Annotated in this window: 18 protein-coding genes; 6 read left to right on the top strand and 12 right to left on the bottom strand. The window is 73.7% G+C overall.

Features of this window, described 5'->3' with window-relative positions:
- The first annotated feature begins 67 nt into the window (after positions 1-67).
- Positions 68-1183: a nucleotide disphospho-sugar-binding domain-containing protein gene (locus tag O7542_RS16605; protein WP_043325278.1), complete on the top strand. Its 1116-nt coding sequence runs from the start codon at positions 68-70 to the stop codon at positions 1181-1183.
- Positions 1184-1226: 43 nt separating this feature from the next.
- On the opposite strand, the gene O7542_RS16600 is transcribed toward O7542_RS16605, so the two are convergent.
- The gene (locus tag O7542_RS16600) at positions 1227-2981 is read right to left on the bottom strand and encodes a hypothetical protein (RefSeq protein WP_197494921.1); all 1755 of its coding nucleotides are present in this window, start codon (positions 2979-2981) and stop codon (positions 1227-1229) included.
- A gap of 470 nt (positions 2982-3451) precedes the next feature.
- On the opposite strand from O7542_RS16600, the gene O7542_RS16595 reads away from it, so the two are divergent.
- The 3 genes from O7542_RS16595 (at position 3452) to O7542_RS16585 (ending at position 6610) form a co-directional block, all read left to right on the top strand.
- Positions 3452-4561 (top strand): DegT/DnrJ/EryC1/StrS family aminotransferase, encoded by a 1110-nt coding sequence (locus tag O7542_RS16595; protein ID WP_187692308.1) that lies wholly within the window; start codon positions 3452-3454, stop codon positions 4559-4561.
- Positions 4562-4634: 73 nt separating this feature from the next.
- A complete protein-coding gene (locus tag O7542_RS16590; protein ID WP_030503323.1) occupies positions 4635-5180 on the top strand; it encodes a pyridoxamine 5'-phosphate oxidase family protein in 546 nt (181 codons plus the stop codon).
- Between the two features lie 86 nt (positions 5181-5266).
- A complete protein-coding gene (locus O7542_RS16585; protein WP_209960936.1) occupies positions 5267-6610 on the top strand; it encodes a cytochrome P450 in 1344 nt (447 codons plus the stop codon).
- Positions 6611-6668: 58 nt separating this feature from the next.
- On the opposite strand, the gene O7542_RS16580 is transcribed toward O7542_RS16585, so the two are convergent.
- Genes O7542_RS16580 through O7542_RS16535 form a run of 10 tightly spaced genes read right to left on the bottom strand, consistent with a single transcriptional unit; the run spans position 6669 to position 20087 of the window.
- Positions 6669-7211 carry an EF-hand domain-containing protein gene (locus O7542_RS16580; RefSeq protein ID WP_030503321.1) on the bottom strand — a complete coding sequence of 181 codons (543 nt, stop codon included), beginning with the start codon at positions 7209-7211 and terminating at the stop codon, positions 6669-6671.
- Between the two features lie 29 nt (positions 7212-7240).
- Positions 7241-8101, bottom strand: coding sequence for a class I SAM-dependent methyltransferase (locus O7542_RS16575; protein ID WP_281604840.1), 861 nt, complete (start codon positions 8099-8101; stop codon positions 7241-7243).
- Between the two features lie 26 nt (positions 8102-8127).
- Positions 8128-8823 carry a copper resistance CopC family protein gene (locus O7542_RS16570; protein ID WP_064447373.1) on the bottom strand — a complete coding sequence of 232 codons (696 nt, stop codon included), beginning with the start codon at positions 8821-8823 and terminating at the stop codon, positions 8128-8130.
- The gene (locus tag O7542_RS16565) at positions 8820-9383 is read right to left on the bottom strand and encodes a hypothetical protein (RefSeq protein WP_166457153.1); all 564 of its coding nucleotides are present in this window, start codon (positions 9381-9383) and stop codon (positions 8820-8822) included. The genes O7542_RS16570 and O7542_RS16565 overlap by 4 nt, the downstream gene beginning before the upstream one ends.
- Complete coding sequence (locus O7542_RS16560) at positions 9380-9943, bottom strand: flavin reductase family protein (protein WP_233514703.1); 564 nt, start codon at positions 9941-9943, stop codon at positions 9380-9382. The genes O7542_RS16565 and O7542_RS16560 overlap by 4 nt, the downstream gene beginning before the upstream one ends.
- Positions 9936-10385, bottom strand: coding sequence for an acyl-CoA thioesterase (locus O7542_RS16555; protein WP_281604839.1), 450 nt, complete (start codon positions 10383-10385; stop codon positions 9936-9938). The genes O7542_RS16560 and O7542_RS16555 overlap by 8 nt, the downstream gene beginning before the upstream one ends.
- A 1-nt stretch (position 10386) precedes the next feature.
- Positions 10387-16158 carry a type I polyketide synthase gene (locus O7542_RS16550; RefSeq protein ID WP_281604838.1) on the bottom strand — a complete coding sequence of 1924 codons (5772 nt, stop codon included), beginning with the start codon at positions 16156-16158 and terminating at the stop codon, positions 10387-10389.
- Between the two features lie 32 nt (positions 16159-16190).
- The gene (locus tag O7542_RS16545) at positions 16191-17162 is read right to left on the bottom strand and encodes an enediyne biosynthesis protein (RefSeq protein ID WP_187692304.1); all 972 of its coding nucleotides are present in this window, start codon (positions 17160-17162) and stop codon (positions 16191-16193) included.
- Complete coding sequence (locus O7542_RS16540) at positions 17159-19111, bottom strand: CRTAC1 family protein (RefSeq protein WP_043325262.1); 1953 nt, start codon at positions 19109-19111, stop codon at positions 17159-17161. The genes O7542_RS16545 and O7542_RS16540 overlap by 4 nt, the downstream gene beginning before the upstream one ends.
- A 4-nt stretch (positions 19112-19115) precedes the next feature.
- On the bottom strand, positions 19116-20087 hold the full coding sequence (locus O7542_RS16535) for a DUF1702 family protein (RefSeq protein WP_113973297.1): 972 nt from the start codon (positions 20085-20087) through the stop codon (positions 19116-19118).
- A 413-nt stretch (positions 20088-20500) separates the two neighbouring features.
- On the opposite strand from O7542_RS16535, the gene O7542_RS16530 reads away from it, so the two are divergent.
- Positions 20501-21307: an AraC family transcriptional regulator gene (locus O7542_RS16530; protein ID WP_223201160.1), complete on the top strand. Its 807-nt coding sequence runs from the start codon at positions 20501-20503 to the stop codon at positions 21305-21307.
- Positions 21307-22284 carry an adenosine deaminase gene (gene add / locus O7542_RS16525; RefSeq protein ID WP_197494922.1) on the top strand — a complete coding sequence of 326 codons (978 nt, stop codon included), beginning with the start codon at positions 21307-21309 and terminating at the stop codon, positions 22282-22284. The genes O7542_RS16530 and add overlap by 1 nt, the downstream gene beginning before the upstream one ends.
- Here the strand turns inward: add and O7542_RS16520 are convergent.
- On the bottom strand, positions 22275-24758 hold the full coding sequence (locus O7542_RS16520) for an ATP-dependent Clp protease ATP-binding subunit (RefSeq protein ID WP_281604837.1): 2484 nt from the start codon (positions 24756-24758) through the stop codon (positions 22275-22277). The genes add and O7542_RS16520 overlap by 10 nt on opposite strands.
- Between the last annotated feature and the right edge of the window lie 268 nt (positions 24759-25026).

Here is a 25026-nt window from a genome sequence, read left to right as displayed (position 1 = left end):
ACCGGCGTCACCGGCTCGGCGGTACGGCGTCGGCCGTGCCGCCGCGACGACAGGGAGGGCAGGAGTCATGCGCGTACTGTTCATGCCGGGTCCGGCCATCGGCCACGCGTTCCCGCTGGTACCGCTCGGGTGGGCGTTCCGCGCCGCCGGGCACGAGGTCGTCTTCGTCACCGCCGGCGACGCGCTGGCGGTGGCCCGGGCCGGGCTGCCGGTCCTGGACGCCGTGCCCGGACGCACCACCTCGGACATGCAGGCGCAGTTCATCCGCGACGTGCCGCGCCTCTTCGAGCCCATCGGCGCCGACCCGATCGCGGAGATGGAGGAACGCAAGCCGTACATCGTCTCGGCCTGGGACCCGTTCGTCGACGCCCACGTCGCGCTCGGCGAGTGGGTCCAGCCGGACCTTGTGGTGTACGACCCGATCTTCGCGGTCGGCCCGGTCGTCGCCGCCCGGCTGAAGGTGCCGGCGGTCGCGCACAGCCTCGGGCTGGCCCGGTTCACCCCCGACCTGCTGCGCGAGCTGCCCGGCGCGGTGGCGATGCGCCGGCACGGGGTGACGCTGCCCGAGGGCATCCGGACCGTCGACATCGCCCCGCCCAGCCTGGTCGAGGGCGGACCGGCCGACATCTCCATGCGCTACGTGCCGTACAACGGCGGCGGGGTGCTGCCCGACTGGCTGCGGGAACCGGTCGCCCGGCCCCGGATCGCCGTCACGTTCGGCACGCTCGGCGGGCCGGACCGGTTCGCCGCCGGCATCGCGCGGGTGCTCGCCGCCGCGCCCGGGCTGGACGCCGAGTTCGTGCTGGCGATCGGGGAGTCGGCCGCTCCGCCCGACCTGCCGCCGAACGTGCGGACCACCGGCTGGGTGCCGCTGAACCAGTTGCTGCGCGGCTGCGCCGCCGCGATCCACCACGGCGGCGACGGCACGACGCTGACCTGCGCCGCGCTCGGCGTCCGCCAGCTGGTGCTGCCCGGCTCGCCGGACGAGCTGGTCACCGGCGAGCTGCTGCGCGGCCGGGGGCTGGCGCACGTGCTGGGCTCGGTGGACGAGCTGGACGCCGCCGCGATCGGCCGGCTGCTCACCGACGCGGAGCTGGGCCGGGTGACCGGCGAGGTGCGGGCCGAGATCGCGGCGCTGCCGTCCCCGGCCGAGGTGGTGCCCCGGCTGACCGCGGCGGTGTGAGCCCGGCGGCGGGCGGCTCGTCGCCGCCCGCCGCCGGTTGCGGTCAGCGCAGTTGCGCGTCGGCCACCGCGAAGAGCAGCCCGTGCGGGTTCGCCTTGCCGGTGTCGCCGTGCGGCCAGCTCGTCCGGTCGAAGCTCACGCAGCGCCGGCCGGTGTGCTCGTCGCGGAACGCGCGGTCCTCGGTGAGCCGGCCCGCCGGGTCGACCAGCGCCATGCAGATCCGGGCGTCACCGTCGAGCCCGGTGGGCGCCACGAAGTAGTTCGAGGTGACCACCCGGGAGACCTGGTCGGTCTGGCGGAAGTGCTTCCCGCCCGCCACCGGCCGGAACGTGTCCATCGCGCCCCAGTGCGGCCCACCGAGCGTGGTGTCCACGATCGGCAGCGCGCTGACCAGCGCGGGACAGTCCGGCTCGGCGCCGCCGCGTACGGTCTCCGCGATCGTGTCGATGCGGCACGAGGTCCGGCTGCCGGCGGCCAGGAGCCGGCGGATGTCCAGCACGTACACCATGCCGGACTCGGCGTTGACGGCCGGTGAGTTGTTGCCGCCGAACATCACCGTGTGGAACAGGAAACGGTCGTCCGGGCTCACCATGAGCCAGCTGCCGCCGTCGGCCGCGCTGGTCGGGGTGTCACGCGGGTAGATCCGGCGGAAGGCGGTCGCGTCGTCGAACACCTGCCGCCAGGTCAGCTCCCGCTTGGTGATGTCCGGCGTGTAGTAGACCGCGCCCATCCCGGTGGCCACGAACGCTCCCTTGTGCCGGGGCTGGTGCGTCACCGCGGGCTCCATGGCCAGCAGACCCTCCCGGCTGTACTCGTCGTCGACCCGGGGCCCGTCGGGCAGGTAGGACAGGGAGAGCAGGCGGGGCCGGTTCCGGTCGCTGATGTCGTACGTGCGGACCGTGCGGCGCTGAAGGTTGGGGTCGGTCACCAGGCCGGCGACGACGTGCCGCACCTCGACGAAGTCGCTGGTGACCAGCCGGTTCAGGTCCTCGCGCAGCGCGATGCCGTGCGGGTTGGCGCAGGTCGGCACCGGCAGCGCCGGCTGGTTGGGGCAGGAGACCGGGTCCTCGGCGGTCTTCTTCGCCGCCGGCATCTCGGCCAGCACCCGGCCGTCGGCGCCGAGCCGGACCACCTCGCCGGGGGAGCCGGCGAACCCGTTGCCGACGCGGGTCTGCCCGTCGGAGTAGGTGCAGGGCCCGGCGACGTCGGGCCCGCCCATGTACGACCCGTACGCGGTGCCGTCGCGCAGGACGGTGAACGCGTCCGGCACCGAGCCGCACGGGGTGTCGTGCGGCAGCGTCACGCCGCTGAGCGAGACCCGGGGCAGCCGGCTGACGTCGAAGACGTAGACGGTGTCGCTGAGCAGGCCGCCCGCGTACACCTTGTCGCCCTTGCGCCAGGTGTACTGCATGTGGTGCGGCTCGTTGCCGAAGACCGAGTCGACGGTGACGGTGTTCGCCACCCGGCCGTAGTCGGGGGAGCCGGGGGTGGCGTCCACGACGGCGAGGAAGTCGGGGTCGGGCCTGCCGTCGGGGCCGGGCGCGGCGTCACCGGTCCAGACCAGCAGCCACTGGCGGGCGGGCGCGCCGGGACGTTCGGCGGCCTGAGCCGTGCGGGTGAGGTGGTTGGTGATCCGGTACGGCTGGCCGTCGCTGCCGGTCACCGTCGAGGTGACCCGTCGCACGGACGCCCCGGCCGCGGCCGGGGGTGGCACCAGGCCGCTGCTGACGGCGACGAGCGCGATCACTCCGATGTGGGCGGCACGCCGGAGCGGACCGCGCAGTTGTGGACGGGGCATGGACGTCCTCCTGGTCACGTGCGGGATTGAGGCCGGAACATGCCAGGCGTCGCGGTCGAGGGGGACGGAGAAGTGCCGGGGAGCGGCGCCCGCGGCAGCGAGCCTACTATCCGAATTGCAACTGTCAATTGGCGGGAAGTCGACTGCAGGGAGATCCACTGCGCGCAATTTCCATCGATTGCCGGAGGTGCCGCGGCGGTCGACAGTGGCCGATGTCGGGGCAGGTCAGCTCAGTCCTGAGGGCTTGCCGGGAAAGGCTGTTCGCGCGCCCCGCAGGGTTGGTGCCAAGTCCGCGGCGACGGCGTCGCGGCGACGGTGATTCCGTCCGTTCGGGCCAGTGGCCGGGAGCCGCCGGTACCGACGTCGGTTGACGAACGTGTAGCTAGCCGATGGGGCGGCGACTAGGATGCGGGGTGGTGATGCCGGGGTGAGGCGCCGCGGCGACGACGCTCCCGGGGAGGTCCGCCGCCATGACCGTCGGAGTCTGGAACTACCTGGCCGAGTACGAGAGCGAGCGGGAGGACGTCCTCGGCGCGGTGGACCAGGTCTTCTCCTCCGGCCGGCTGGTGCTCGGTGAGAGCGTGCGCGGCTTCGAGCGGGAGTTCGCCGCCTACCACGGCGTGCCGCACTGCGTCGGGGTGGCCAACGGCACCGACGCCATCTCGCTGGCCCTCTGGGCGCTGGGCGTACGCCCCGGCGACGAGGTGGTCACCGTCGCCAACACGGCCGCGCCGACCGTGCTCGCCATCGACGCGGTGGGCGCGGTGCCGGTCTTCGTCGACGTGGACGAGGCGACCTGCCTGATGCGCGTCGACCGGGTCGCCGACGTGATCACGCCGCGTACCCGGGTGCTGCTCCCGGTGCACCTCTACGGGCAGTGCGTCGAGATGGCGCCGCTGCGGGCGCTCGCCGCCGCGCACGGCCTCGCGGTGCTGGAGGACTGCGCGCAGGCGCACGGCGCGCGCCACCACGGCCGCGTGGCCGGGTCGCTCGGTGACGCCGCCGCCTTCTCCTTCTATCCGACCAAGGTGCTCGGCGCGTACGGCGACGGCGGCGCGACGATCACCGCCGACCCGGACGTGGAGCGGCGCCTGCGCCGGCTGCGGTACTACGGGATGGAGGACCGCTACTACGTCGAGGAGACGCCCGGCCGCAACAGCCGCCTGGACGAGGTGCAGGCGGAGATCCTGCGCCGCAAGCTGCGGCGGCTGGACCGCTACGTCGCCGCCCGCCGCGCGATCGCCCGCCGCTACGACGAGGGGCTCGCCGGCACCGGCCTGGGCCTGCCGGTCACCGCGCCCGGCAACGAGCACGTCTACTACCTCTACGTGGTGCGGCACCCGCGGCGCGACGAGATCCTGGCGGCGCTGCGTCGCCACGGCATCGAGCTGAACGTCAGCTACCGCTGGCCGGTGCACACCATGCGCGGCTTCGCCCACCTCGGCTACACCGAGGGGTCACTGCCGGTGACCGAGCGGCTGGCCGGGGAGATCTTCTCGCTGCCGATGTACCCGTCGCTGGACGAGGGCGCGCAGGCCCGGGTGATCGACGCGCTGCGCACGATTCTGCGGGCCTGGTGACGCTCCGAAGCGGGCACCGCAAGAATTGAGAATCATATAGCAAACTGCGCTCGCGCGGATCTACCATCTCGGCATGGAGCCTTCCACGTTCAGCACCCCGGTCGGCGACTTCGCCGACCTCCGTGACGACTTCCTGCGGCTCACCACCGAGATCGGCTGGTGCACCGTCGCCACTGTGGACGGACGCGACCGGCCGCGCAGCCGGATCATGCACGTCTCCTGGGAGGTCGGCGACGCCGGCCCGACCGGCTGGGTCAGCACCTCCCGCACCCCGGTCAAGACCGCCCACCTGGCCCGCAACCCGTACGTCTCGTGCAGCTACTGGACACCCGCGCACGACGCCGTCTTCGTCGACTGCCGCGCCACCTGGCTGGAGCCGGGCGACACCAAACGCCACGTCTGGGACCTCGTCGCCGCCGAGGCGACCCAGCGCGGCTTCGACCCGTACGCGGTCTGGCCCGACGGCCCCGCCGACGCCGGCTTCGAGGTGCTCCAGTTCGACCCCTGGCGGGTCCAGATCACCCTTCAGGACCTGGCCAACGGCCAGACCATCGGCTCGTCGCGGGTCTGGCACGCCGCCGGGCGGCCCGCGTCCACCGGCGCGCTGCTCTCCCGCTGATCCCGACCGGGCCGCCGCCGCACGACGGACCGGCCCGTCACCGCCGACGCGGCGAGCCGCGCGGCCCGACACCGAGGGAACGCACCATGACCACCACCCTGCGCACACCCGCGTCGGCGCCCGGCCGCCTGCCCGTGCTCGGGCACGGCCTGCAGATGAAACGACGACCCGCCGAGTTCCTGCTCGAACTCCAGTCCGGCGAGCCGGTCGTCACCATCGCGCTCGGCAAGCGCCCGGCGTACGTGGTGAACGACCCGACCCTGATGCGGGAGCTGCTGCGCGACGGCGACACCTTCGTCCGGGGCGGGCCGATGACCGAGCGCTTCCGGTCCATGTTCGGCAACGGCCTGGGCATCTCCGAGGGCGAGTTCCACCGCCGGCAGCGGGCGCTGATCCAGCCCGCCTTCCACCGCAACAAGGTCATCCACTACACCGAGCTGATGAGCCGGACGGTCGCCGGCAAGCTCGACTCCTGGCGCGACGGCCAGCGCCTCGCGGTCGAGAAGGAGATGGACGAGCTGGCCCTCACCAACGTCGTCGAGGTCGTCTTCGCCGGTGACCGAAGCCTGGACCGAGCCCGGTTCATGGCCGCGACCACCACCGTCCTGGGCGGACTGTTCCGCCGGATCACCGACGTGACGGGCGTGCTGACCCGCCTGCCCACCCAGGCCAACCGCGACTACGACGCCGCGGCCGAGTACCTGCGGGCGACCATCCGCCGGGTCATCGCCGAGTACCGCGCGGCCGGCACCGACCACGGCGACCTGCTGTCGATGATGCTCTTCGCCCGCGACGAGGACGGCCGGCCCGCGATGAGCGACGAGCAGGTCCACGACGAGGTGATGACGTTCTTCATCGCCGGCAGCAACACCATCGCCAACACGCTCTGCTGGGCGCTGCACCACGTCGGCGCGGACCCCGAGGTGCAGCGGCGGCTGCACGCCGAGGTCGACCGGGTGCTCGACGGACGGGCCGCCGGCTACGCCGACGTGCCGGCGCTGGAGTACACCCGCCAGGTGCTCTCCGAGACGCTGCGGCTGCGCACCCAGGGCCTGTTCAACAACCGGGTCACCGCCCGCGACGCCGAGCTGGGCGGCTACCTGATCCCGGCCGGCTCGGACGTGCTCTACAGCTTCCACGCCGTGCACCACAACCCGCGCATCTACCCCGAGCCCGAGCTCTTCGACCCGGACCGGTGGCTGCCGGAACGGGCCCGGACGCTGCCCCGCGGCGCGTTCATGCCGTTCGCCACCGGCGTGCACGGCTGCATCGGCGACCAGTTCGCCTGGACCGAGATGATCGTCTCGCTGGCCAGCATCGCCGCCCGCTGGCGGCTGGAGCCGGTGCCCGGCCACGAGCCGAAGCCCGTGCCGGCCATGACCATGCCCGTCGACGCGCTGCCGATGACCGCGCGCCGCCGTACCCGCTGAACGACCGACGCCCGGCCACCGGCCCACACGGACCGGCGGCCGGGCGTCCGGCCGCCGGTCAGAGCTCCCCGGCGATCACGTTGCCCGGCGCGTCCGGGTCGGCGCTGAGGTAGAACTCGTGCGCCGCCCGGCCGTACTCCTCGCTGGTGAGGTAGCCGTCCCGGTCGGTGTCGAGCCGGTCGAAGATCCGTTGCGTGTCCTCCGAGCGCATGCCGCTCTTGCTCTGCGCCGCGAACATCTCCGCGTGGTTGATGCGCCCGTCCCGGTCCGCGTCGGCCACGTCGAACACGGCCAGGCTGAACGGCACCGCCGCGTTCGTCACGAACTCCGGGAACTCCGGCTTGTCGGCCCACGCCACCCACTCGGCGACCGTCACCCGCTTCTCGCCGTCGGGCCCGTCGCTGCCGCGCATCCCGCGCCACATCCGGGCCGCCGCGCCGTGGATCCGCCGCCAGCCCGGCGAGTACGGCGCCACGCCGTACGTGTCGCACCAGATCTGGGCCATCGCGGTGATGTCCAGCCCGTCGATGACGCCGTCCCCGTCGGCGTCGTACGAGGCGAAGACCTTCTCCAGCTTGCGGCGTTGCAGTTCGGTGGTCATCTCGGTCCTTTCGTAGCGATGGATGGGGGTCAGGCCGGGGCGACCGCGCGGACGGTGAGCGCGGTCGAGGTCAGGTCGACCAGTCCGTCCGAGCCGGCGCGTCCCTCGGCGGCGGCGGCCACCTCCGCCCAGAGCGCGTCCCGCCCGGCTGGATCGAGCGCCTCGACCCGGCGGCGTACCGGTGGCGGCGCCACCGCCCGGGTGAACCGCGCGTACTCGGCCGGGTCGTGGAACCGGAACGGGACCGGGTACTCCTCGACTGTCACCTCCCGCAGGCCGGCGTCGGTCAGCCCGGCCGCCAGCGCCTCCGGATCGCACAGGCGGTACGGGCCGGGGGCGTCCGGTGGCCCGGACGGCAGGTCCAGCCGGCGCGCGAGCACGCCGTACCCGAGCGACATCAGCGGCACCCGCGGCGGTGGCGCCCACACCGCCGCGGCGAGCACGCCGCCCGGGACGAGCAGCCGAGCGATCCGGCCGAACGCGGCGCCGGGGTCGACGGCGAACATCAGGCCGAGCCGGCTGAGCACCACGTCGAACGCGTGCGGCGGCAGCTCCACCGTCTCCAGGTCGGCGACGAGGAAGTTGACGTTGCGCCGGCCCTCGGCCCGGCGGCGGGCCACGGCGAGCATGGCGGGGGAGAGGTCGACGCCGGTGACCGTGCCGGCCGGGCCGACGATGTCGGCGGCGCTGAGCGCCGGCTCCCCCGGACCGGTCGCGACGTCCAGGACGCGGTGCCCCGGCCGTACGCCACCCAGGGCCAGCAGCCGCGCGGTGAGCGCCGCGCCGCCCCGCTCGAAGGTCTCCCACTCGCGGGTCCAGCCGTCGCTGACGGCGTCCCAGGTCCGCCGCTGTTCGGCCTTCACCGCGGCGGCATCTGTCGATACGGACATCGCTTTCCCTCCTGTGGTCCGTCAGGTCACCCGCCCGGCCGGGCCGGTTCGCGGTCGGCAGGCCGGTCGCCGGCGTCCTCCGGCTCCCGCAGCACCCAGGCCCGCCGTCGCCCGCCCGGCCCCGGACCGGCCGACGAGGGCGTGCCGCCGGCGGGCCGGTCACGCCGTCCCCGCGCCATCAGCACGAGCAGGACCGCTCCGGTGACCACCGGCGCCAGCAGCAGGGCCAGGCCGGCCGCTCCGCCCGTACCCCCGTGGTGGCCGCCCCCGGCGGACCCGTCCGGCGGCGCGGTGGCCGGCGGGGACGCGGCCGGGGCGGCCCGCGGCGGCGCGCCGAGCCCGGCGGCGACGGTGAACGGGACCACGCCGGTGGCGGTCTGCCCGGTGGCGAGCTGGGCGTGGTAGCCGACCCGGTAGCGCCCGTCACCCACGACCGTCACCGGCACCTCGACGCCGTTGTCGCGGTAGCGCGGCGCGCCCGTCGCGCCGAACGCGCCGCCCGGGCCGATCAACCAGACATGGGTCCGCTCGGCGTCGAGCGGGCCGTTGAAGGTGAGCGTCACCGCCGCCGGCGCCGTGGTCAGCCGGGCGCCGGCCGGCGGGTCGGTGGTCACCAACCGCGCCGGCCGCAGCTGCGCCGCCAGGGTCAGCCCGGCCAGGCCGAGCGCGAGCAGCGTGAGCAGACCCGCCGCCAGCCACCTCAGCCCCGGCCCGCGCCTCACCGGACTTCGGCCACCCGGCGGCAACTGCACCGCATCCGGGCCAGTTCGTCGGCGAGCGGCGTGCGGTGCAGGTACATCGCCACCACCATCGGCAGGAACACCACCGCGTTGTAGAACAGGTGCAGCTCCACCCGGGGCGCCACCAGTTGCAGCAGGCTCGTCGGCACCGGCTGCCCGGCCAGGTTGCTGCCGGTCAGCGACTGCACCAGCAGCAGCAGGTGCTCCAGGTGGTGCCACACCTGGATCAGCAGCGCCGCCATCCACCAGGTCCGGGCGCGGCCGACGAAGCCGCCGCGCAGCAGCCAGAAACCGGCGAGCATGACGAGCGCGTACCCGTAGTGCAGCCACTCGCTCTCCACCAGCCACGGGAACGGCATGCCGAGTACGCCCCGGGCCTCCGGCCGGGACCAGCCGAACACCCAGATCTGCGCGGCCTGCACCAGGTGCTCGGCCCAGTGGGCGATGACGACGACGAGGAAGATCTGCAGGGCCGCCCGGTGCCGGCTGCCGTTCAGATCGAGCCCCGAAGCGCCGGCGTCGCGCTTCTCCGACAGGGTCACTGCGCCTCCTTCAGGAGCGGTTGGACGTGCCGGCGGCCGGCGGCCGGGTGGGAGTTCCCGTACCTGTCGAACCGGCCTCGCCGGAAGATCAGGGCGTCGCTGTCGGCAGCCGTGCGCGCGGCCACCAGCCGGCCCACCACGATCACGTGGTCGCCGCCGTCGTGGCAGCGCCACGGCCGGCACTCCAGCCAGGCCAGCGCCCCGTGCAGCAGCGGCGCGCCGGTCCGCTCGCCCGGCGACCAGCCGACAGTGGCGAACTGCGCGCGCCCGGGCCGCCGGCGCCGGTCGGCGAAGTGCCGGGCCAGGCGCTCCTGCCCCCCGGCCAGGACGGAGATGCCGAACCCGTCCGCGTCGGACAGACAGGCGGACATCAGGCTGTCCCGGCTCACGCAGAGCAGCACCAGCGGCGGGTCCAGCGAGACCGAGGTGAACGAGTTCGCCGTCATCCCGTGCGGCAGCGGACCACCGACCGTCAGCACCGTCACGCCGGTGACGAACTCGCCGAGCACCGTACGCAGCGCGGCGGTGGCCGGCGGCGCGTCCACGGCGCGCTCAGGCACGGCCGGCCACCCCCTCGGCCGCCCGGTACGGCGCCAGCGCCCGCACCAGCGGCGTCGGCACGCGGGTCGGCACCACCTGCCCCGCGACCTCCCGCATGCAGGCGATCCGCTGGTGGCCCCGGGCCACCGGGACCAGCCCGCCCGGGCCGTCGCGCAGGTAGTCGAAGGCCAGGCCGAGCTGCGTCTGGGTCAGCTCGGTCAGGCTCATCCGGATGCGCAGCTCGTCGAACGCGTCGAGCTCGGCGAGGTACTCGCAGTCCACCCGCAGCGTGAACAGCTTCAACCCGGCGCGCAGGTCGTCGACCACCGCCGGTGCGCGCTCGCGCAGGAACATCTCCCGGCAGCGGCCCTGCCAGCGCAGGTAGTTGACGTAGTAGACGTTGCCGACGAGGTTCGTCTCCTCGAACCCGACCACGTGGCGGTACTCGTACCAGGCGGACATGTCACACCCCCGTCGCGGTCAGGACGGCGACGACCACCGGCTGTGGCTCGCCGGTCAGACGGACCGGGCCGGTGGCCACCGTGACCCGGCCGCTGCGCACCAGCACCCACTCGCCGTCGCCGCCGGCCACCGTCAGCGGGGCGTCCACCGGCAACCCCGCCTTGACCAGGCACTCCTTGGCGCACCAGACCCGGGTGGCGGCGACGTCGGCGTCCTCGCCGAGGTCGGCGGCGATCTGCCCGGCCAGCCCGGCGTGCCGGCCGAGCAGGTCGGCCCACACCTCGGCGGGCCGGGGCCGGACCACCTCCAGGTCGCAGGCGAGCGGCCCGGCGCCGGCCACCAGCAGGCTGGCGACGTCGCTGTGGGCGGCGGAGACGTGCCGGCCGTTGACCTCCTCGGGCCGCCCGTCCGGCCGGTACCGCAGCCGTACCGGCCGTCCCACGGCCCGTCCGACGGCGACGGCGGTGACCTCCCGTCGTGCTCCGCCGGTCCGGTCCGGACGCGGTTCCACCACCACCGCCAGGTCGGCGTCGAGCAGCCGGCCCAGCCGCCGCTCCAGCGCCGGTCCGAGCAGCGCCGGCGGCCACGGCAGGGCGGCCGGGCGGTGGCGCACCGCGCGCAGGCGCAGACCGAGCCAGCGTTCCACCACCGTCCCGGCCGCGCCGAGGACTGTCACGTCGTACCGGTAGGTGTCGTCGCGGTGCTCCCGCTCCACCGCCACGAAGCGGACCTGCTCGGTGGCGGCGAGCTTCGGCCCGGCCGGCTCCACCCGGTCCACGGCGATCGGCAGCAGCGTCGCGTCCGGCACGCAGACCTGGATGCCGTGCAGGAAGGCGTCCCGCGCGCCCGCGTCGCCGAGCAGCAGCCGCTGCGGCAGGAACGCGTGGAACCAGCGCATGTCCTCGGTGGTGGCGACGTCCGCCTCGGCCCGCCGGGACGCGACCCGGTGGTAGCGCACCAGCCGGCGGAACCGGTCGCCCTGGAAGAGCAGGTCACCGTAGAGGTCCCGGCCCGGCTCCAGCGGCACCGGCGGCAGCCCGCCGGTCACGCCCGGCGCCTCCCGGTCGCCCTCGTCCGGCTCGAAGCGGACGGTGCCCCGGAAGTGGTCGGCCGCGAAGCCCGTCTCGTCGCTGCGGATCGCCACCTCCACCACGCCCGCCTCGGCCTGCACCGCGGCGATCCGGACGGTGACGCGCCCGCCGCGGGCCACCACCACGGGCCGGGGGAAGCTGACGCCGGTCAGCACGGGCACGCCGGTGGCGCCGGCGAGCGCGGTGGCCACCTGCGCCATCGCCTCCATGCCGAGCACCGCGGGCAGCAGGAGGTTGCCGTCCAGGTCGTGCTCGGCGAGGTACGGGTCGCTCTCGGCCGACAGGTCCGCCTCGACCACCAGCTCCACGCCGTCGTACTGCACCAGCGGACGTTCCAGGAAGCGCAGCAGCGGCAGCTCCCGCCGCTCGTGCCGCAGCGTGTCCAGCCCGTCGGTGCGGCCGGTGACCACCACCGAGGCGGGCAGCCGGGGCAGCGCCAGCACCTGGCGCAGCAGCCGGACGCCCTCGTCCGGCGGGATGGGGGTGATGCCGGCGCGCAGCAGCGACTCGACGGCGGAGAGCCGTTCACCCATGCCGACGCCGGACCAGACCGACCATTCCAGACAGACGGCGCGGCATCCGGTGAAGCGCCGGCCGGCCTCGGCGGTCAGCCGGGCCAGCCAGTCGTTGGCCAGCGCGTAGTGCGCCTCCCCGGGCAGGCCGCCGCGCCCGATCACGCTGCCGAACGTCACCAGCAGCCGCAGCTCGTCCGGCTCTACCGCGGCGAGGACGTTGGCCAGGCCGTCCACCTTCGGCGCCAGCGTGGCGCGCAGGGTGTCCGGGTCCAGCGCGCCGAGGGCGGCCGGCCGGTTGACCCCGGCGCCGTGCAGGACCCCGGCGACCGGGCCCAGGTGCGCGCGTACCTGCGCCACCGCGGCGCGTACCGCCTCCGGGTCGGTGACGTCGGCGCGCACGTACCGCAGGCGCACCCCCGCCTCCCGCATCCGGGTCAGGTTCGCGGCCAGCTCCGGGTCCGCGGCCGGGTCGGCCCGGCCGAGCAGGGCCAGCCGCGCCCCGGTGTCCCGGGCCAGGGCGAGCGCGCACTCGGCGGTGATGCCCTTCCCGCCGCCGGTCACCAGCAGGACGTCGTCCGGCCGCAGCGACGGACCGGCCGGACCCGGGCGTGCCGGGCCGGGCGGCGGCAGCGGCCGCAGCAGGGGGACCCGCCGCCGGCCGTCCGGGCCGAGGTGCGACTCGGCGTACCCGTCGGTGGCCGCCACCTCGCGCACCACCCGGTCCACCAGGTCGTCGGCCGGGGCCGCCTCGACCAGCGTCACGTGCAGACCCGAGCCCTCCAGCCGGGCGGTACGGGCCAGCCCGGCGACGCCCCGGCCGTGCTGGACGACCACCAGGCGGGCACCCGGAGGCTGGGCCACCGCCGCCTGGACGGCGCGCAACGCGAGGTCCAGGTCCACCTCCTCGCCCGGGCAGAGCAGCACGCCGCCGCCGACGCCCGCACCGGCGAGCGCGTCGCGCAGCGCCTCCGCGTACGGGTGCCCGGCCGGCGCGTACCACTGCCAGGCACCCGGGCCGCCGGGGCCGGCGCCGGCCGGCTCCACCGGTTCCTCGACCAGCTCGACTGTGAAACCGCGCACCCACGGGGCGACGCCGTCCACCCGCCGGTCGGCAGGCGGGGCGGCCGGGTCCAGTTCCCGCAGCGCGTCGGCGATCTCCCGCAGCGTGGCGGTGGCGAAGTTCGTCGGCGCCTGCACCGCGGGCAGGCCCAGTTCCCGGGCGGCCTCGTTCACCAGCTGACCCACGGCGATCGAGCTGAGGTGCAGACCGTCGAGGAGCCGGGTGTCCGCGCCGACGCTCTCGGGCGGCAGCTCCGCGCGGGACGCGGCCAGCCGGCGCAGCACCGCCAGCGGGTCGGCCGCCGGTCCGCCTCCGGCCGGGGCCGTCTCGTCGACGGTCACCGGCCCGCCCGCGGCCTGCGGGGTGGCCCCGGTCGGGGACGCCGCCGCCACGGCCACGGCGGGCGCGGCCTCGCACGGGTTGGCGAAGAAGCGCCGCCGCGCGGCCAGGTCGAGCGGACGGATCGGACGGTCGCTGACCAGCGCGGCGTGGTCCACGGGCGCGCCCAGCGTCCAGAGCGCGCCGAGAGTGCCGAGGAACCCGGCGAGCGTCGGCGCGTCCGTGCCGGTGGCGAACACCGGCACGTCGACCAGTTCCCGGGCCATCCGCGCGAGCACCTGGCCGGGACCGACCTCGACCAGCGCGTCCACCCGCCGGCCGGCCTCGGTGACCGCCGCGGCGAAGCGCACCGGCTCGGTGATCTGCCGGCGCAGCAGCGCCGCCAGGTCGGTGCCGGAGGTCAGCTCCGCGCCGGTGACTGTGGAGACCACCGGCCGGCGCGGCGGGGCCAGGCGGACCCCTTCCAGCCAGTCGCCGAACTCGCGGGCGGCCGACGCCATCAGCGGGGAGTGGAACGCGTGCGAGACGGCCAGGTCCGCCCAGTGCACACCGGCGTCGGTGGCCCGCTCGCACACCCGCCGGACCGCGTCGGACGGGCCGGCGACCACCGTCTGCCGCGGCCCGTTGTAGCCGGCCACCACCACCGGTTCGGCGCCGATCAGCCGGGTGGTGGCGGTGTCGTCGGCAGCGATGCCGGCCATCGTGCCCGGTTCCCGGCAGCCGGCCATGACCGCGCCGCGCGCCGCGGCGATCCGCAGCAGCGCCTCCGCGTCGACGGTGCCGGCCCAGTGCAGCGCGGTGATCTCGCCGAGGCTGTGCCCGACCGCCACCCGCGCCTCGACGCCCAGTTCGGTGAGCACCCGCAGGCCGGCCAGGGAACCCGCGGCGATGCGCGGCTGGGCCACCTCGGTGGCCACCGGGTCCGCGTCGGCCGGCAGCGCCGCCAGGCGGTGCACCTCGGCGGCAGCCGGGAAACGCCGGGCCAGCGCGCCTCCGTCGACGCCGCGGCCGGAGCCCTGGCCGGGGAAGAGGAACCCGAGCCGGGCCGGGCGCAGCGTGCGCCGCAACGCCAGCCCGTCGGCGAACAACTCCTCCTCGCCCCGGTCGAGCGCCGCCAGGGCACGCTCGAACCGGTCCACCGCCTCGGCGGGGGAGGCGGCGACCACCGCCAGCCGCATCGGCCGGCCGCGTACCTCGCCGGCCAGAGCGCCGGCCAGGTCGGTCAGCTCGCCGTACGACAGCCGGGCCAGCGGATCCAGCAGCGCGGCCACCCGTTCCCGCAGCGCCACCGGGTCGGCCGCGTCGAGCAGCAGCAGCTCGGCGTCCTGGGTGTGCCGGGCCAGCCGCAGCTGCTGCCGCCGGACACGTTCCGGCACGGCGGACGGGCCGGCCTCCAGCACCAGGTGGGTGTTGATCCCGCCGAAGCCCATCGCGGTGACCCCGGCGCGCAGCGGCGCCCCGTCCGGCCACGGCTCGGCCACCGGCGCGGCGCGCAGCGTACGGTCCGCGGCGGTCAGCTCCGCGCGGGGACGGGCGCACCCGGCGGTGGGCGGGACGATGGCGTGCCGCAACGCCATGGTCGCCTTGATCAGCCCGGCCACCCCGGCGGCGGCCTTGGTGTGCCCGATGAGCGCCTTGATGGAGCCGATGGCGGCCGGATCGGTGGCCCCGGCGTCGCGCCGGGCGGCGGAGAGGGCACGCAGCTCGGTGGCGTCGCCGACGGCGGTGCCGGTGCCGTGCCCCTCGAAGAGCGGGACCGTGCCGATGCCGAAGCCGGCCCGCTGGTACGCCCGGTCCAGCGCCAGCCGGTAGCCCTGCGCCTCCGGCCGGGTCATCCCGCCGCGCCCGTCGGAGGAGACACCCCAGCCGGCGATCGTCGCGTGCACGACGCGCCCCTGCGCCACCGCGTCGTCGTGACGCATCAGCACGACCATGCCGCAGCCCTCGCCCGGCCAGAAGCCCTGCGACCGCTCGTCGTACACCCGCATCTCGTCGCGGGCGAGCGCGCCGGCCTTGGCGAAGCCGACCATCTCGAACGGGTCGATGGACAGGTCCACCCCGCCCGCCACCGCCACGTCGACCTCGCCGTCGGCCAGGGCGCGCGCGGCGGTGACCACGGACAGCAGGCTGGAGGCGCAGGCGGCGTCCACCGTCCAGCCGCCGCCACCGAGGTCGAAGTGGTTGCAGATCCGCCCGGCGATGGTGTTGGAGAGACCACCGGCGAGCGTGTCCTCGTCGATCGGCGGGAACGGGCTCTTGTACCGCTCCTCGGTCAGCGCCAGGAACTCCGCGATCCGCCGGTCGGGCCACCCCTGCTCCTGCAGCCCGGCGGCCAGCACCCGGCGCACGTACGGCCAGCGCAGCCGCAGCACGTTGGCGCGGGAGAACTCGCCGGTGAGGGTGTTGCCGACCACCACGGCGGTACGGTCCCGGGGCAGCCCGGCGCCGTCCGGCCAGCCGGCGTCGGCGAGCGCCTCGCCGGCCACGTCCAGCGCCAGCCAGTGGGTGAGGTCGGTGGAGCGGTAGGTGCTGCCGGCGATCCGGTGCCGGATCCGGTCGAACGTGTACCCCTCGATGACGGCGGCGTGCCGGTTGTAGAAACGGTCCGGGGTGGCCGGGTCGGCGTCCCAGTAGTCCTCCAGGCTCATCCGCTCCGGCGGCAGCCGGCGGAACGCGCGGCGTCCGCTGAGGGCGTTGCGCCACAGGTCGGCCACCGAATCGGCTTCCGGGTAGCGGCAGCTCATGCCGACGACCGCGATTCTGCTCATGTCGTCACTCCTGGGGTTGTGCGATTCGCGGATCAGGCGGGCACGGGCCGCTTGCCGTTGTCCGCGGAGACGGGACCGGCGGTGGCCGGTGTCCCGGGCGTTGCGGGCGAGACGGGTTGGTCCTGCTCGCGGCGCCGCTGCTCGCGGCGCGAGGCGTGCAGCGACCAGAGGAAGGTGCCGCGGACCAGGCAGACGATCGCGGTGGCGAAGAAGAGCCCGTACGTCACCGAGGCGCCGGTCAGCACGCCGTACACCAGCGCCACGCCGCCACCGAACGCGAACTGGGCGGCGGGCCGGCTCGGCGTGGTGCCCGGATCGGTGATCATGTAGTTGGTGAACAGGACGAACGCGGTACCGGTCATGGTGGCCAGCGCGGCCACGATCGACGTGTCCAGCACCAGGCCCCGGACCACCGACTGCACCACGAAGATCGACAGCCAGCCGGCGATCAGCCACATCCGGCGGGTGAGCTTCGCGTTGAGCATCGTGCCCAGGACGAGGATCACGGCCACGATCGCCCAGTCGGCGGGGCCGGAGAGGTTCTCGGTGAAGTGGTACGGCGGCGCGATGGAGACCCACGGGAACAGCAGCAGCACGATCGCGATGCCGAAGTTCGACGGGTTCATGAAGTGCCGCAGCCGCCCGTTGACCGGCGCCCGCAGCAGCCACTTGCCGCTGATCGCCACCAGCACGCCGAAGAGCATCACCAGCACCCGGTCGTTGGTGTAGAGCAGCATGTTCACCGCCAGCGCGGTGATGTGCGCGGGGAAGAGGAACTCGACCAGGTTGCGCACGCCGCCGGCGTACCGGGGGGCGCGGCCCTCACCCCGGGCGCCCACCGCCTCCAGCAGCAGCTCGGCGGCGTACGCGGTGAGCACGGCGTACACCGGCCAGAGCGCGGGCTGCTCGAAGCCGAGGACCGTGTAGCCGAGGATGTTGAGGACGGTGATCGAGATCGCGAAGCGGCGCAGCGCTGTCACTCGCGGGTCGCGTGACTTCGTCATGAACTCGCCTCCTGTGCCTGGGTGCCGAGGGTGAGCGCGTGCCGGCCGGGGGTGAGGGTCACCGTCTGCGCGCGTGGCGCGCCGGTGCGGTCCCGCCAGGCCAGGTCGACCTGGACCGGCCCGGTGACGTCGCCGAGGCCGATGTGCACCTCGAAGCTGCGGCGGCCGGAGTGGCCGCTGCCGCCGTCGACCCGGCCGCGCAGCACACGGCCGTCCGGGGTGCGGACGGTGACGTCCGCGCCGATCACCGGGGAGCCGGTGGCGGCGTCGCCGGCCGGCGGCCGGTTCAGCTTCAGGGACAGCTGCGATCCGGTGCCGGGGCTGTCGTTGCGGTAGAACACCGGCGCGTCCCACTGCCGGGCCACCGCCATGTCCAGCCGGCCGTCGCCGTCGGCGTCGCCGAGCGCGATGCCCCGGGTCGGGATGGGCACCGCCAGGCCGAGCTGGCCGGCGATGTCGGCGTAGGCGCCGCCGGGCATCCGGGCGTGCAGGCGCAGCGGCTGCCCGCCGGCGATGTCGTCGCCCTGCCGGACCCGTGGCCACGCCGAGGTGTGCTCCAGCAGCGTGTCGTTGGCGGTGGCCAGCTCCTGCAGCTGCGCCCACCGGTTCACCTCGCCCTTGACGAAGCCGCTGGTCTGCACGATGTCGGGCCGGCCGCTGTTGGTCAGGTCGGCGATCTTGACGTCCCAGCTCCAGCCGCTCCAGGCGAGGTTGAGCGGGGCGCTGCGGTCGACGAACGGCGCCCGCCCGTCGGCGAGCCGCTGCCGCAGGTCGTCGGTGTCCCGGGCCTGGTTGACGAAGGCGAAGTTGCTCTCCTGGATGCCGAACGAGGTGGTGATGTTGCCGACGTACATGTCGTAGAGGCCGTCGCCGTCCAGGTCGCCGACGTCCACGCCCATGCCCTTGAAGGAGTCGTGCCCGAGGATCTTCGACTTGGGCACGGTGAGCCGGCTGCCCTCGCCCTCGACCAGGGCCAGCCGCACCCGGCCCGGTGTGGAGCGGTTGTGCAGCAGCCGGTCGGGGCCGAAGTCGTTCGCCACGTACAGCTCGGGCAGCAGGTCGCCGTCGAGGTCGGTGGCGGTCGACGCGAGTGCCCAGCCACGGGAGACGTCGTCGTCGAAGAGGTCCGGCACGTCGGCGAAGGTGACGCTGTCGGCGGTCGCGCCGGTCCAGCGCAGGACATGGTCGCGCCCGCCGTTGTACGCGGCCGACATGGACCTGTTCATCGCCACGCCGCCGCTGACCGTGTGGTCGAGCACCGGGCCGTCGGGGAAGTAGTTGCCGACGAACACGTCCTCGTGACCGTCGCCGTCGAAGTCCGCCACGCTCACCGTGTTGGTGTTCCACCGCGGCCCGGTGTAGCCGCCGTCGGCGGCGGCGGGCCGGGGGACCAGCTCGACCGGCTGGAACGCCGCCGCGGACAGACCGGTGGCGTCCGGGCGGGCCAGGAAGATCACCGGTGTCCGGCCCCACCAGTAGACCAGCAGGTCGGTGCGGCCGTCCTCGTTGAAGTCGCCGGGCGCGCAGCCCATCGGCGCCATGTGCGGCCCCATCGGCAGCGGCGCCGGGTCGAGCACGAACGGCTGGTACCGCTCCTGGCGCGCCCCGGGCGTCGGGGTGACCACCACCCGGTCGATCCGCGGGTCGGTGACGCAGAGGTCGTTGGCCAGGCCGTCGCCGTCGATGTCGTTCATGGCGACCCCGGCGCCCACCGACGAGATCCACGCGTCGATGTGCGTGTACTCCTTGTTGACCCGGCGGATGCTCTGCTGCGGCAGACCACCCGGGATCGCGATGGACAGCGGCGTGAACCGGTAGCCCGCGGCCACCCGTCGCCGTTCCTCGTCGGTAGCAGTGGCCGGCTCGGCGATCAGGAACAGGCCGACGATCAGCAGCAGGGCGGTCAGCCCGGCGAGATGACGTCGGCCCCAACCCAGGATCATGGACACCCGGTCAGCACCTCCCCAGCAGTACGAGATGGTCGGCGATCCGCTGACGCCACACCGCGAAGGCGGGCAGCGACGCCGAGTCGGTCAGATCGGTCAGGGCGGCATCGGTGATCGCGGCGGCCTGCTCGATGCTGGTGACGCAGAACGCGCCGACCGCGACAGCGGTGTGCGTCGGCACGTGTCCGGCCCGCATCCGGGCCTTGGCCGCGAACGCGGCGCCCTGGCCGAGCGCCGCCCGGTGCTCGCCGGCCGCCTCGCGCAGCGTTCGCAGTTCCGTCAGATCGGCGCCACCGGCGTAGCTGGCGGCCAGGCCGACCCCGCTCCACAGGTCGGAGTGCCGGTCGGCGGGGAACCGGTGGAGCAGCCGGACCAGTTCGGCCGGGTCGGCGCCGGCGACGAACCACAGCGCCCGGCCGATGCCCTGGTCCACCGCGTGCGGCGCGTAGTGCCGCAGCTCCGCCGGCCAGATGTGCGCCGGGTCGCGGTGCCGTGCGTGGACGTACCGGCCGGTGTGGAAGTAGGCCTGGTGGAAGCCGTAGCCGTCGAGGGCGAGCCAGCGCAGCAGCGGGTCGGGCGGGAGGATGGCCGGCCGGCGCCAGCGGGGCAGCCGGGCCATGGCCCAGCCGGCGCCCACGTGGGCCATGTAGACGTGCGCGTCGCCGCGCCCGGCCAGGAACCGCGCCATGCCCCGGCCGCCGCCGGGGCGGAGGCCGTCCATCAGGGCGTACGCCATCGCGGCGCCCTCGTAGGCGAAGCCGCGCAGCGGCGCCGGCCGGCTTTCCAGCAGTTCCTCGGCGGCCCGGGGCTCCGGCGCCCCGGCGGCGTCACCGAAACCGCCGATGAAACTCTGCCCGGCGCTTTCCAGGGCCTGCCGCGCGGCGTCGTTCTTGACATGGAAGCCGCGTTTGTCAAACAACGCCTCGCGCTTATCCGGCGTCAGGATTCGTTGTCGCAGTGCCAACAATATTCGGGCCATGGCAAGTCCAATTCGCCGTGGGTGTACGCGTGCGGATCCTGCTCGCCTGCAGAGAAGTTCTTCGATTGGCGTGCCCGCTCTGGCCAATACTCGCGGAACGCCTCGGCGACTGTCTTCTCGCAGGTTGCTGTGTTGCCTCAGGTGACCGTCGGCACCGCTTCGGCGGGCGCGCGAAGCCGGGTGCGCGCAAGCCTGGAAGTGGGTCCCGCACCGGCTCCGGCCAGCACGTATCGCCCGCCGCCGAGGGCGCCCGAGCGGCCCGCGTGCGGCAAATCAAGACTCGTTCAAGAGCCGCACAGCACTATTGGTCACGGTTTCCGGGTAGCGATGGAGGGGCCATGGGGCAGTTTTCAGGTGCCGACTGCAAGGAACATGACGGCCGGTCGGCCGCCATTGTCCGGGTGATTGAGCACATGAAAAGAGAGCTCGGCAGGCCGTTGCCGCTGGAAACGCTGGCGCGCCTTGCCCCGTTCAGCCCCTTCTATTTCCATCGCGTGTTCAAGCAGGCCACCTCGATGACACCGGCACGTTTCCTGGCCGCCCTGCGGATGGCCGAGGCGCGGCGGCTGCTGCTGCGTTCCTCGCTCACCGTCACGGCGATCAGCGCCCAGGTCGGGTACTCCAGCGTCGGCACGTTCACCACCCAGTTCCGGCGCTGGGTGAGTCTGCCCCCGGAGCGGTTCCGCCAGCTCGCCCGGCAGTTGGCGGGCGTGTCGGTGGCGGCGCTGCTGCCGGTGATCCGCAGCCGCGCGATAGTCGCCGGCCAGGGCCCCCGGGCGCTGATGCACCTCGACACCGTGGACCTGCCGGGGCTGCTGCTCGCCGCGGTGGCGCCCCACGACGGGGGGCGCAACGAATGGTGGACGGCCGCGCCGCGTCCACTGCCGGCCGCGCTGCCCGCCACCGTGCCGCCGGGCGAGCACCGCGCCCGGGTCCTGCTGCTGCGCCCGGACCGGGACGCCACCTCGGCGCTCGTCGACGGCGCGCCGGACAGCTTCCTGATCGGCGACGCGGACCTGCGGATACCGGCCGAGACGGGCAGCGCCCAGCGCATCACCGTCGCGCGGGCCACGCTCACGGTGCCGGTGCGGCAGGTGCGGGTCACCGATCCGCCGTTGCTCTCCGCCACGCCGCTGCGCTGGCTGCTGGGCGTGTCGCAGGCCGGCTGGCGGGGGCGGACGCCGGTGATGGCCGAGCGGCGCGCGCTCCGAACCGCCTGATGGCCGTGCCGGCCCCGAAGATCGAGCTGCACGTCCACTTCGAAGGGACGGTACGGCCGGAGACGCTGCTGGTCATCGCCCGCCGCAACGGTCAGCGGCTGCCCGCGGAGACGGTCGAGGGTCTGCGTCAGCTCTACGAGTTCACCGACTTCGACCACTTCGTCCGCACCTGGGTGTTGACCACCAACTGCCTGCGTACGGCCGACGACTTCCGGCGCATCGTGGTGGCGTACGCCGCCGAGGCGGCCACGCACGGCGCTGTCTACCTGGAGGGCATCTTCTCGCCGGCCGAGCGGGTGCGCCGGGGCGTCGGCTGGGCGGACATCTTCGAGGGGTACGCCGACGGCGCGGCCGAGGCGTACGAGCGGCACGGCGTACGGGTGCTGTTGACGCCCGACGTGGACCGCGAGCTGGCGCCGGCCGACGCCGAGGAGTGCGCCCGCCAGGCCGTGCGGTACCGGGACCGGGGCGTGGTCGGGTTCGGTCTGGGCGGGCCGGAGCTGGCCGCGCCGGCGAAGGCGTTCGCCCGGGCGGTGGCGATCGCCCGCGACGGCGGTCTGGCGTTCGTCCCGCACGGCGGCGAGGCGGGTGGGCCGGATTCGGTACGCGACCTGCTGGAGCTGGCTCCGGCCCGGATCCGTCACGGCATCCGGGCCGCCGAGGACGACGACCTGCTCGCCGAGCTGCGGGACCGGGGTGTGGTGCTGGACGTGTGCCCCACGTCGAACTTGCGGACCCGGGTGGTGGAGTCCGAGGCCGCGCATCCGTTGCCCCGCCTCGTCGCCGCCGGTCTGCGCTGCTCGGTCGGGACCGACGACCCGGCGATGTTCGGTACCGATCTGGGCCGTGAGCACGAGTTGGCGGCGCGTCTCGGGCTCGGGCCCGAGCGGGCGTACGCCGCCGGGGTGGCCGGGGCGCTCTGCGACGACGCGACGCGTGATCATCTGATGGCGGTGGGCCGGCGGGCCTACGGCTGACCCGTCGGCACCGGCTTGCCGGCCCGGAAGACGAGTGTGGACGTGTCGGTGTCGTCGGGGTCGCCTTCGCAGTCCACGACGACGATCTGGCCGGGGGGCAGTTCGTTGAACAGGATCCGTTCGGACAGGTTGTCTTCGATGTCGCGTTGGATGGTGCGGCGTAGTGGCCGTGCGCCGAGGACGGGGTCGAAGCCCTTCTTCGCGAGGTACTTCTTGGCGTTGTCGGTCAGTTCCAGGCCCATGTCCTTGTTGCGGAGCTGGGTTTCGATGCGCTGGATCATGATGTCGACGATGGAGAGGATCTCGGTCTCGCGCAGCTGGTGGAAGACGATGGTGTCGTCGATCCGGTTGAGGAACTCGGGCCGGAAGTGCTGCTTGAGTTCGTCGTTGACCTTCTGCTTCATCCGGTCGTAGTTCGACTCGGAGTCCTCCGACGCCTGGAAGCCGAGGGAGACGGCTTTGGCGACGTCGCGGGTGCCGAGGTTGGTGGTCAGGATGATGACCGTGTTCTTGAAGTCCACGATCCGGCCCTGACCGTCGGTGAGGCGTCCGTCTTCCAGGATTTGCAGGAGCGTGTTGAACACGTCCGGGTGGGCCTTCTCGATCTCGTCGAAGAGGACCACGGAGAACGGCCGGCGGCGTACCTTCTCGGTCAGCTGCCCGCCCTCGTCGTAGCCGACGTAGCCGGGAGGGGCACCGACGAGGCGGGACACGGTGTACCGGTCGTGGAACTCCGACATGTCCAGCTGGATGAGGGCGTCCTCGCTGCCGAACAGGAACTCCGCCAGGGCCTTGGACAGTTCGGTCTTACCGACGCCGGACGGGCCGGCGAAGATGAACGAGCCGGACGGGCGCTTCGGGTCCTTCAGGCCGGCCCGGGTACGGCGGATCGCCTTCGAGACGGCCTTGACGGCGTCTTCCTGGCCGATGACGCGCTTGTGCAGCTCGTCTTCCATGCGCAGCAGCCGGGAGGTTTCCTCCTCGGTCAGCTTGTAGACCGGGATACCGGTCCAGTTACCGAGGACCTCGGCGATCTGCTCGTCGTCGACCTCGCTGACGACGTCCAGGTCACCGGCCTTCCACTCCTTCTCCCGCTGCGCCTTCTGCCCGAGCAGCTGCTTCTCGGTGTCCCGCAGCTGGGCGGCCCGCTCGAAGTCCTGCGCGTCGATCGCGGACTCCTTGTCGCGGCGCACCTGGGCGATGCGCTCGTCGAAGTCGCGCAGGTCCGGCGGCGCGGTCATCCGGCGGATCCGCATCCGAGCGCCCGCCTCGTCGATCAGGTCGATCGCCTTGTCCGGCAGGAACCGGTCGGAGATGTACCGGTCGGCGAGCGTCGCGGCGGCGACCAGGGCGGCGTCGGTGATGGAGACGCGGTGGTGGGCCTCGTAGCGGTCCCGCAGGCCCTTGAGGATCTCGATGGTGTGGGCCAGCGACGGCTCACCCACCTGGATCGGCTGGAAACGACGCTCCAGAGCGGCGTCCTTCTCCAGGTGCTTGCGGTACTCGTCGAGCGTGGTGGCGCCGATGGTCTGCAGCTCACCACGGGCCAGCATCGGCTTGAGGATGCTGGCGGCGTCGATCGCGCCCTCGGCCGCGCCCGCACCGACGAGCGTGTGGATCTCGTCGATGAACAGGATGATGTCGCCGCGGGTGCGGATCTCCTTGAGCACCTTCTTCAGACGCTCCTCGAAGTCACCGCGGTAGCGGGAACCGGCGACCAGGGCGCCGAGGTCGAGGGTGTAGAGCTGCTTGTCCTTCAGCGTCTCGGGCACCTCGCCCTTGATGATCTTCTGCGACAGCCCTTCAACGACGGCGGTCTTGCCGACGCCGGGCTCGCCGATCAGCACCGGGTTGTTCTTGGTGCGGCGGGACAGCACCTGCATGACCCGCTCGATCTCCTTCTCGCGCCCGATGACCGGGTCGAGCTTGCCCTCGCGGGCGGCCTGGGTCAGGTTGCGGCCGAACTGGTCCAGCACGAGGCTGGTCGACGGCGCGGCCTCACCCGGCGCGGCACCGGCGGCGGCCGGCTCCTTGCCCTGGTAGCCGGAGAGCAGCTGGATGACCTGCTGGCGGACCCGGTTCAGGTCGGCGCCCAGCTTCACCAGGACCTGGGCGGCGACGCCCTCACCCTCGCGGATCAGGCCGAGCAGGATGTGCTCGGTGCCGATGTAGTTGTGGCCCAGCTGCAGCGCCTCGCGCAGCGACAGCTCCAGCACCTTCTTCGCCCGCGGCGTGAACGGGATGTGCCCGCTCGGCGCCTGCTGGCCCTGGCCGATGATCTCCTCGACCTGCTGACGCACACCCTCCAGGGAGATGCCGAGGCTCTCCAGAGCCTTCGCCGCGACACCCTCACCCTCATGGATCAGGCCCAACAGGATGTGCTCCGTACCGATGTAGTTGTGGTTGAGCATCCGGGCCTCTTCCTGGGCCAGGACGACAACCCGTCGCGCTCGGTCGGTGAACCGCTCGAACATGCCCTCGTGCTCCTCACCTGAGTCATCCGGCCACCAGAATACTAAGATTTCATATAGCATTCTGTCTATCCTGGATGCGCGACACGGGCCTCCAGGTGGGCGACATCCCTTTCAGGGTGGGCCTTCGTCGGAACCGGGTCACGCAACCCGGCACGGCCCGCAACTTCTATCAATAGCTTCGCCATATGAAAAAGAACTCCCCGCCGTCGTCGTTCCGCCCGGCGGCCTTTACGCACGTCCCGGGCGGTGATCACGCTGCTCGGGCGGG

This window comes from Micromonospora sp. WMMC264, assembly GCF_027497275.1.
Classification (GTDB): Bacteria; Actinomycetota; Actinomycetes; order Mycobacteriales; family Micromonosporaceae; genus Micromonospora; species Micromonospora chalcea.
The sequence above is the reverse complement of the archived record's forward strand: the minus strand, read 5'-3'. Positions and strand labels throughout refer to the sequence as shown.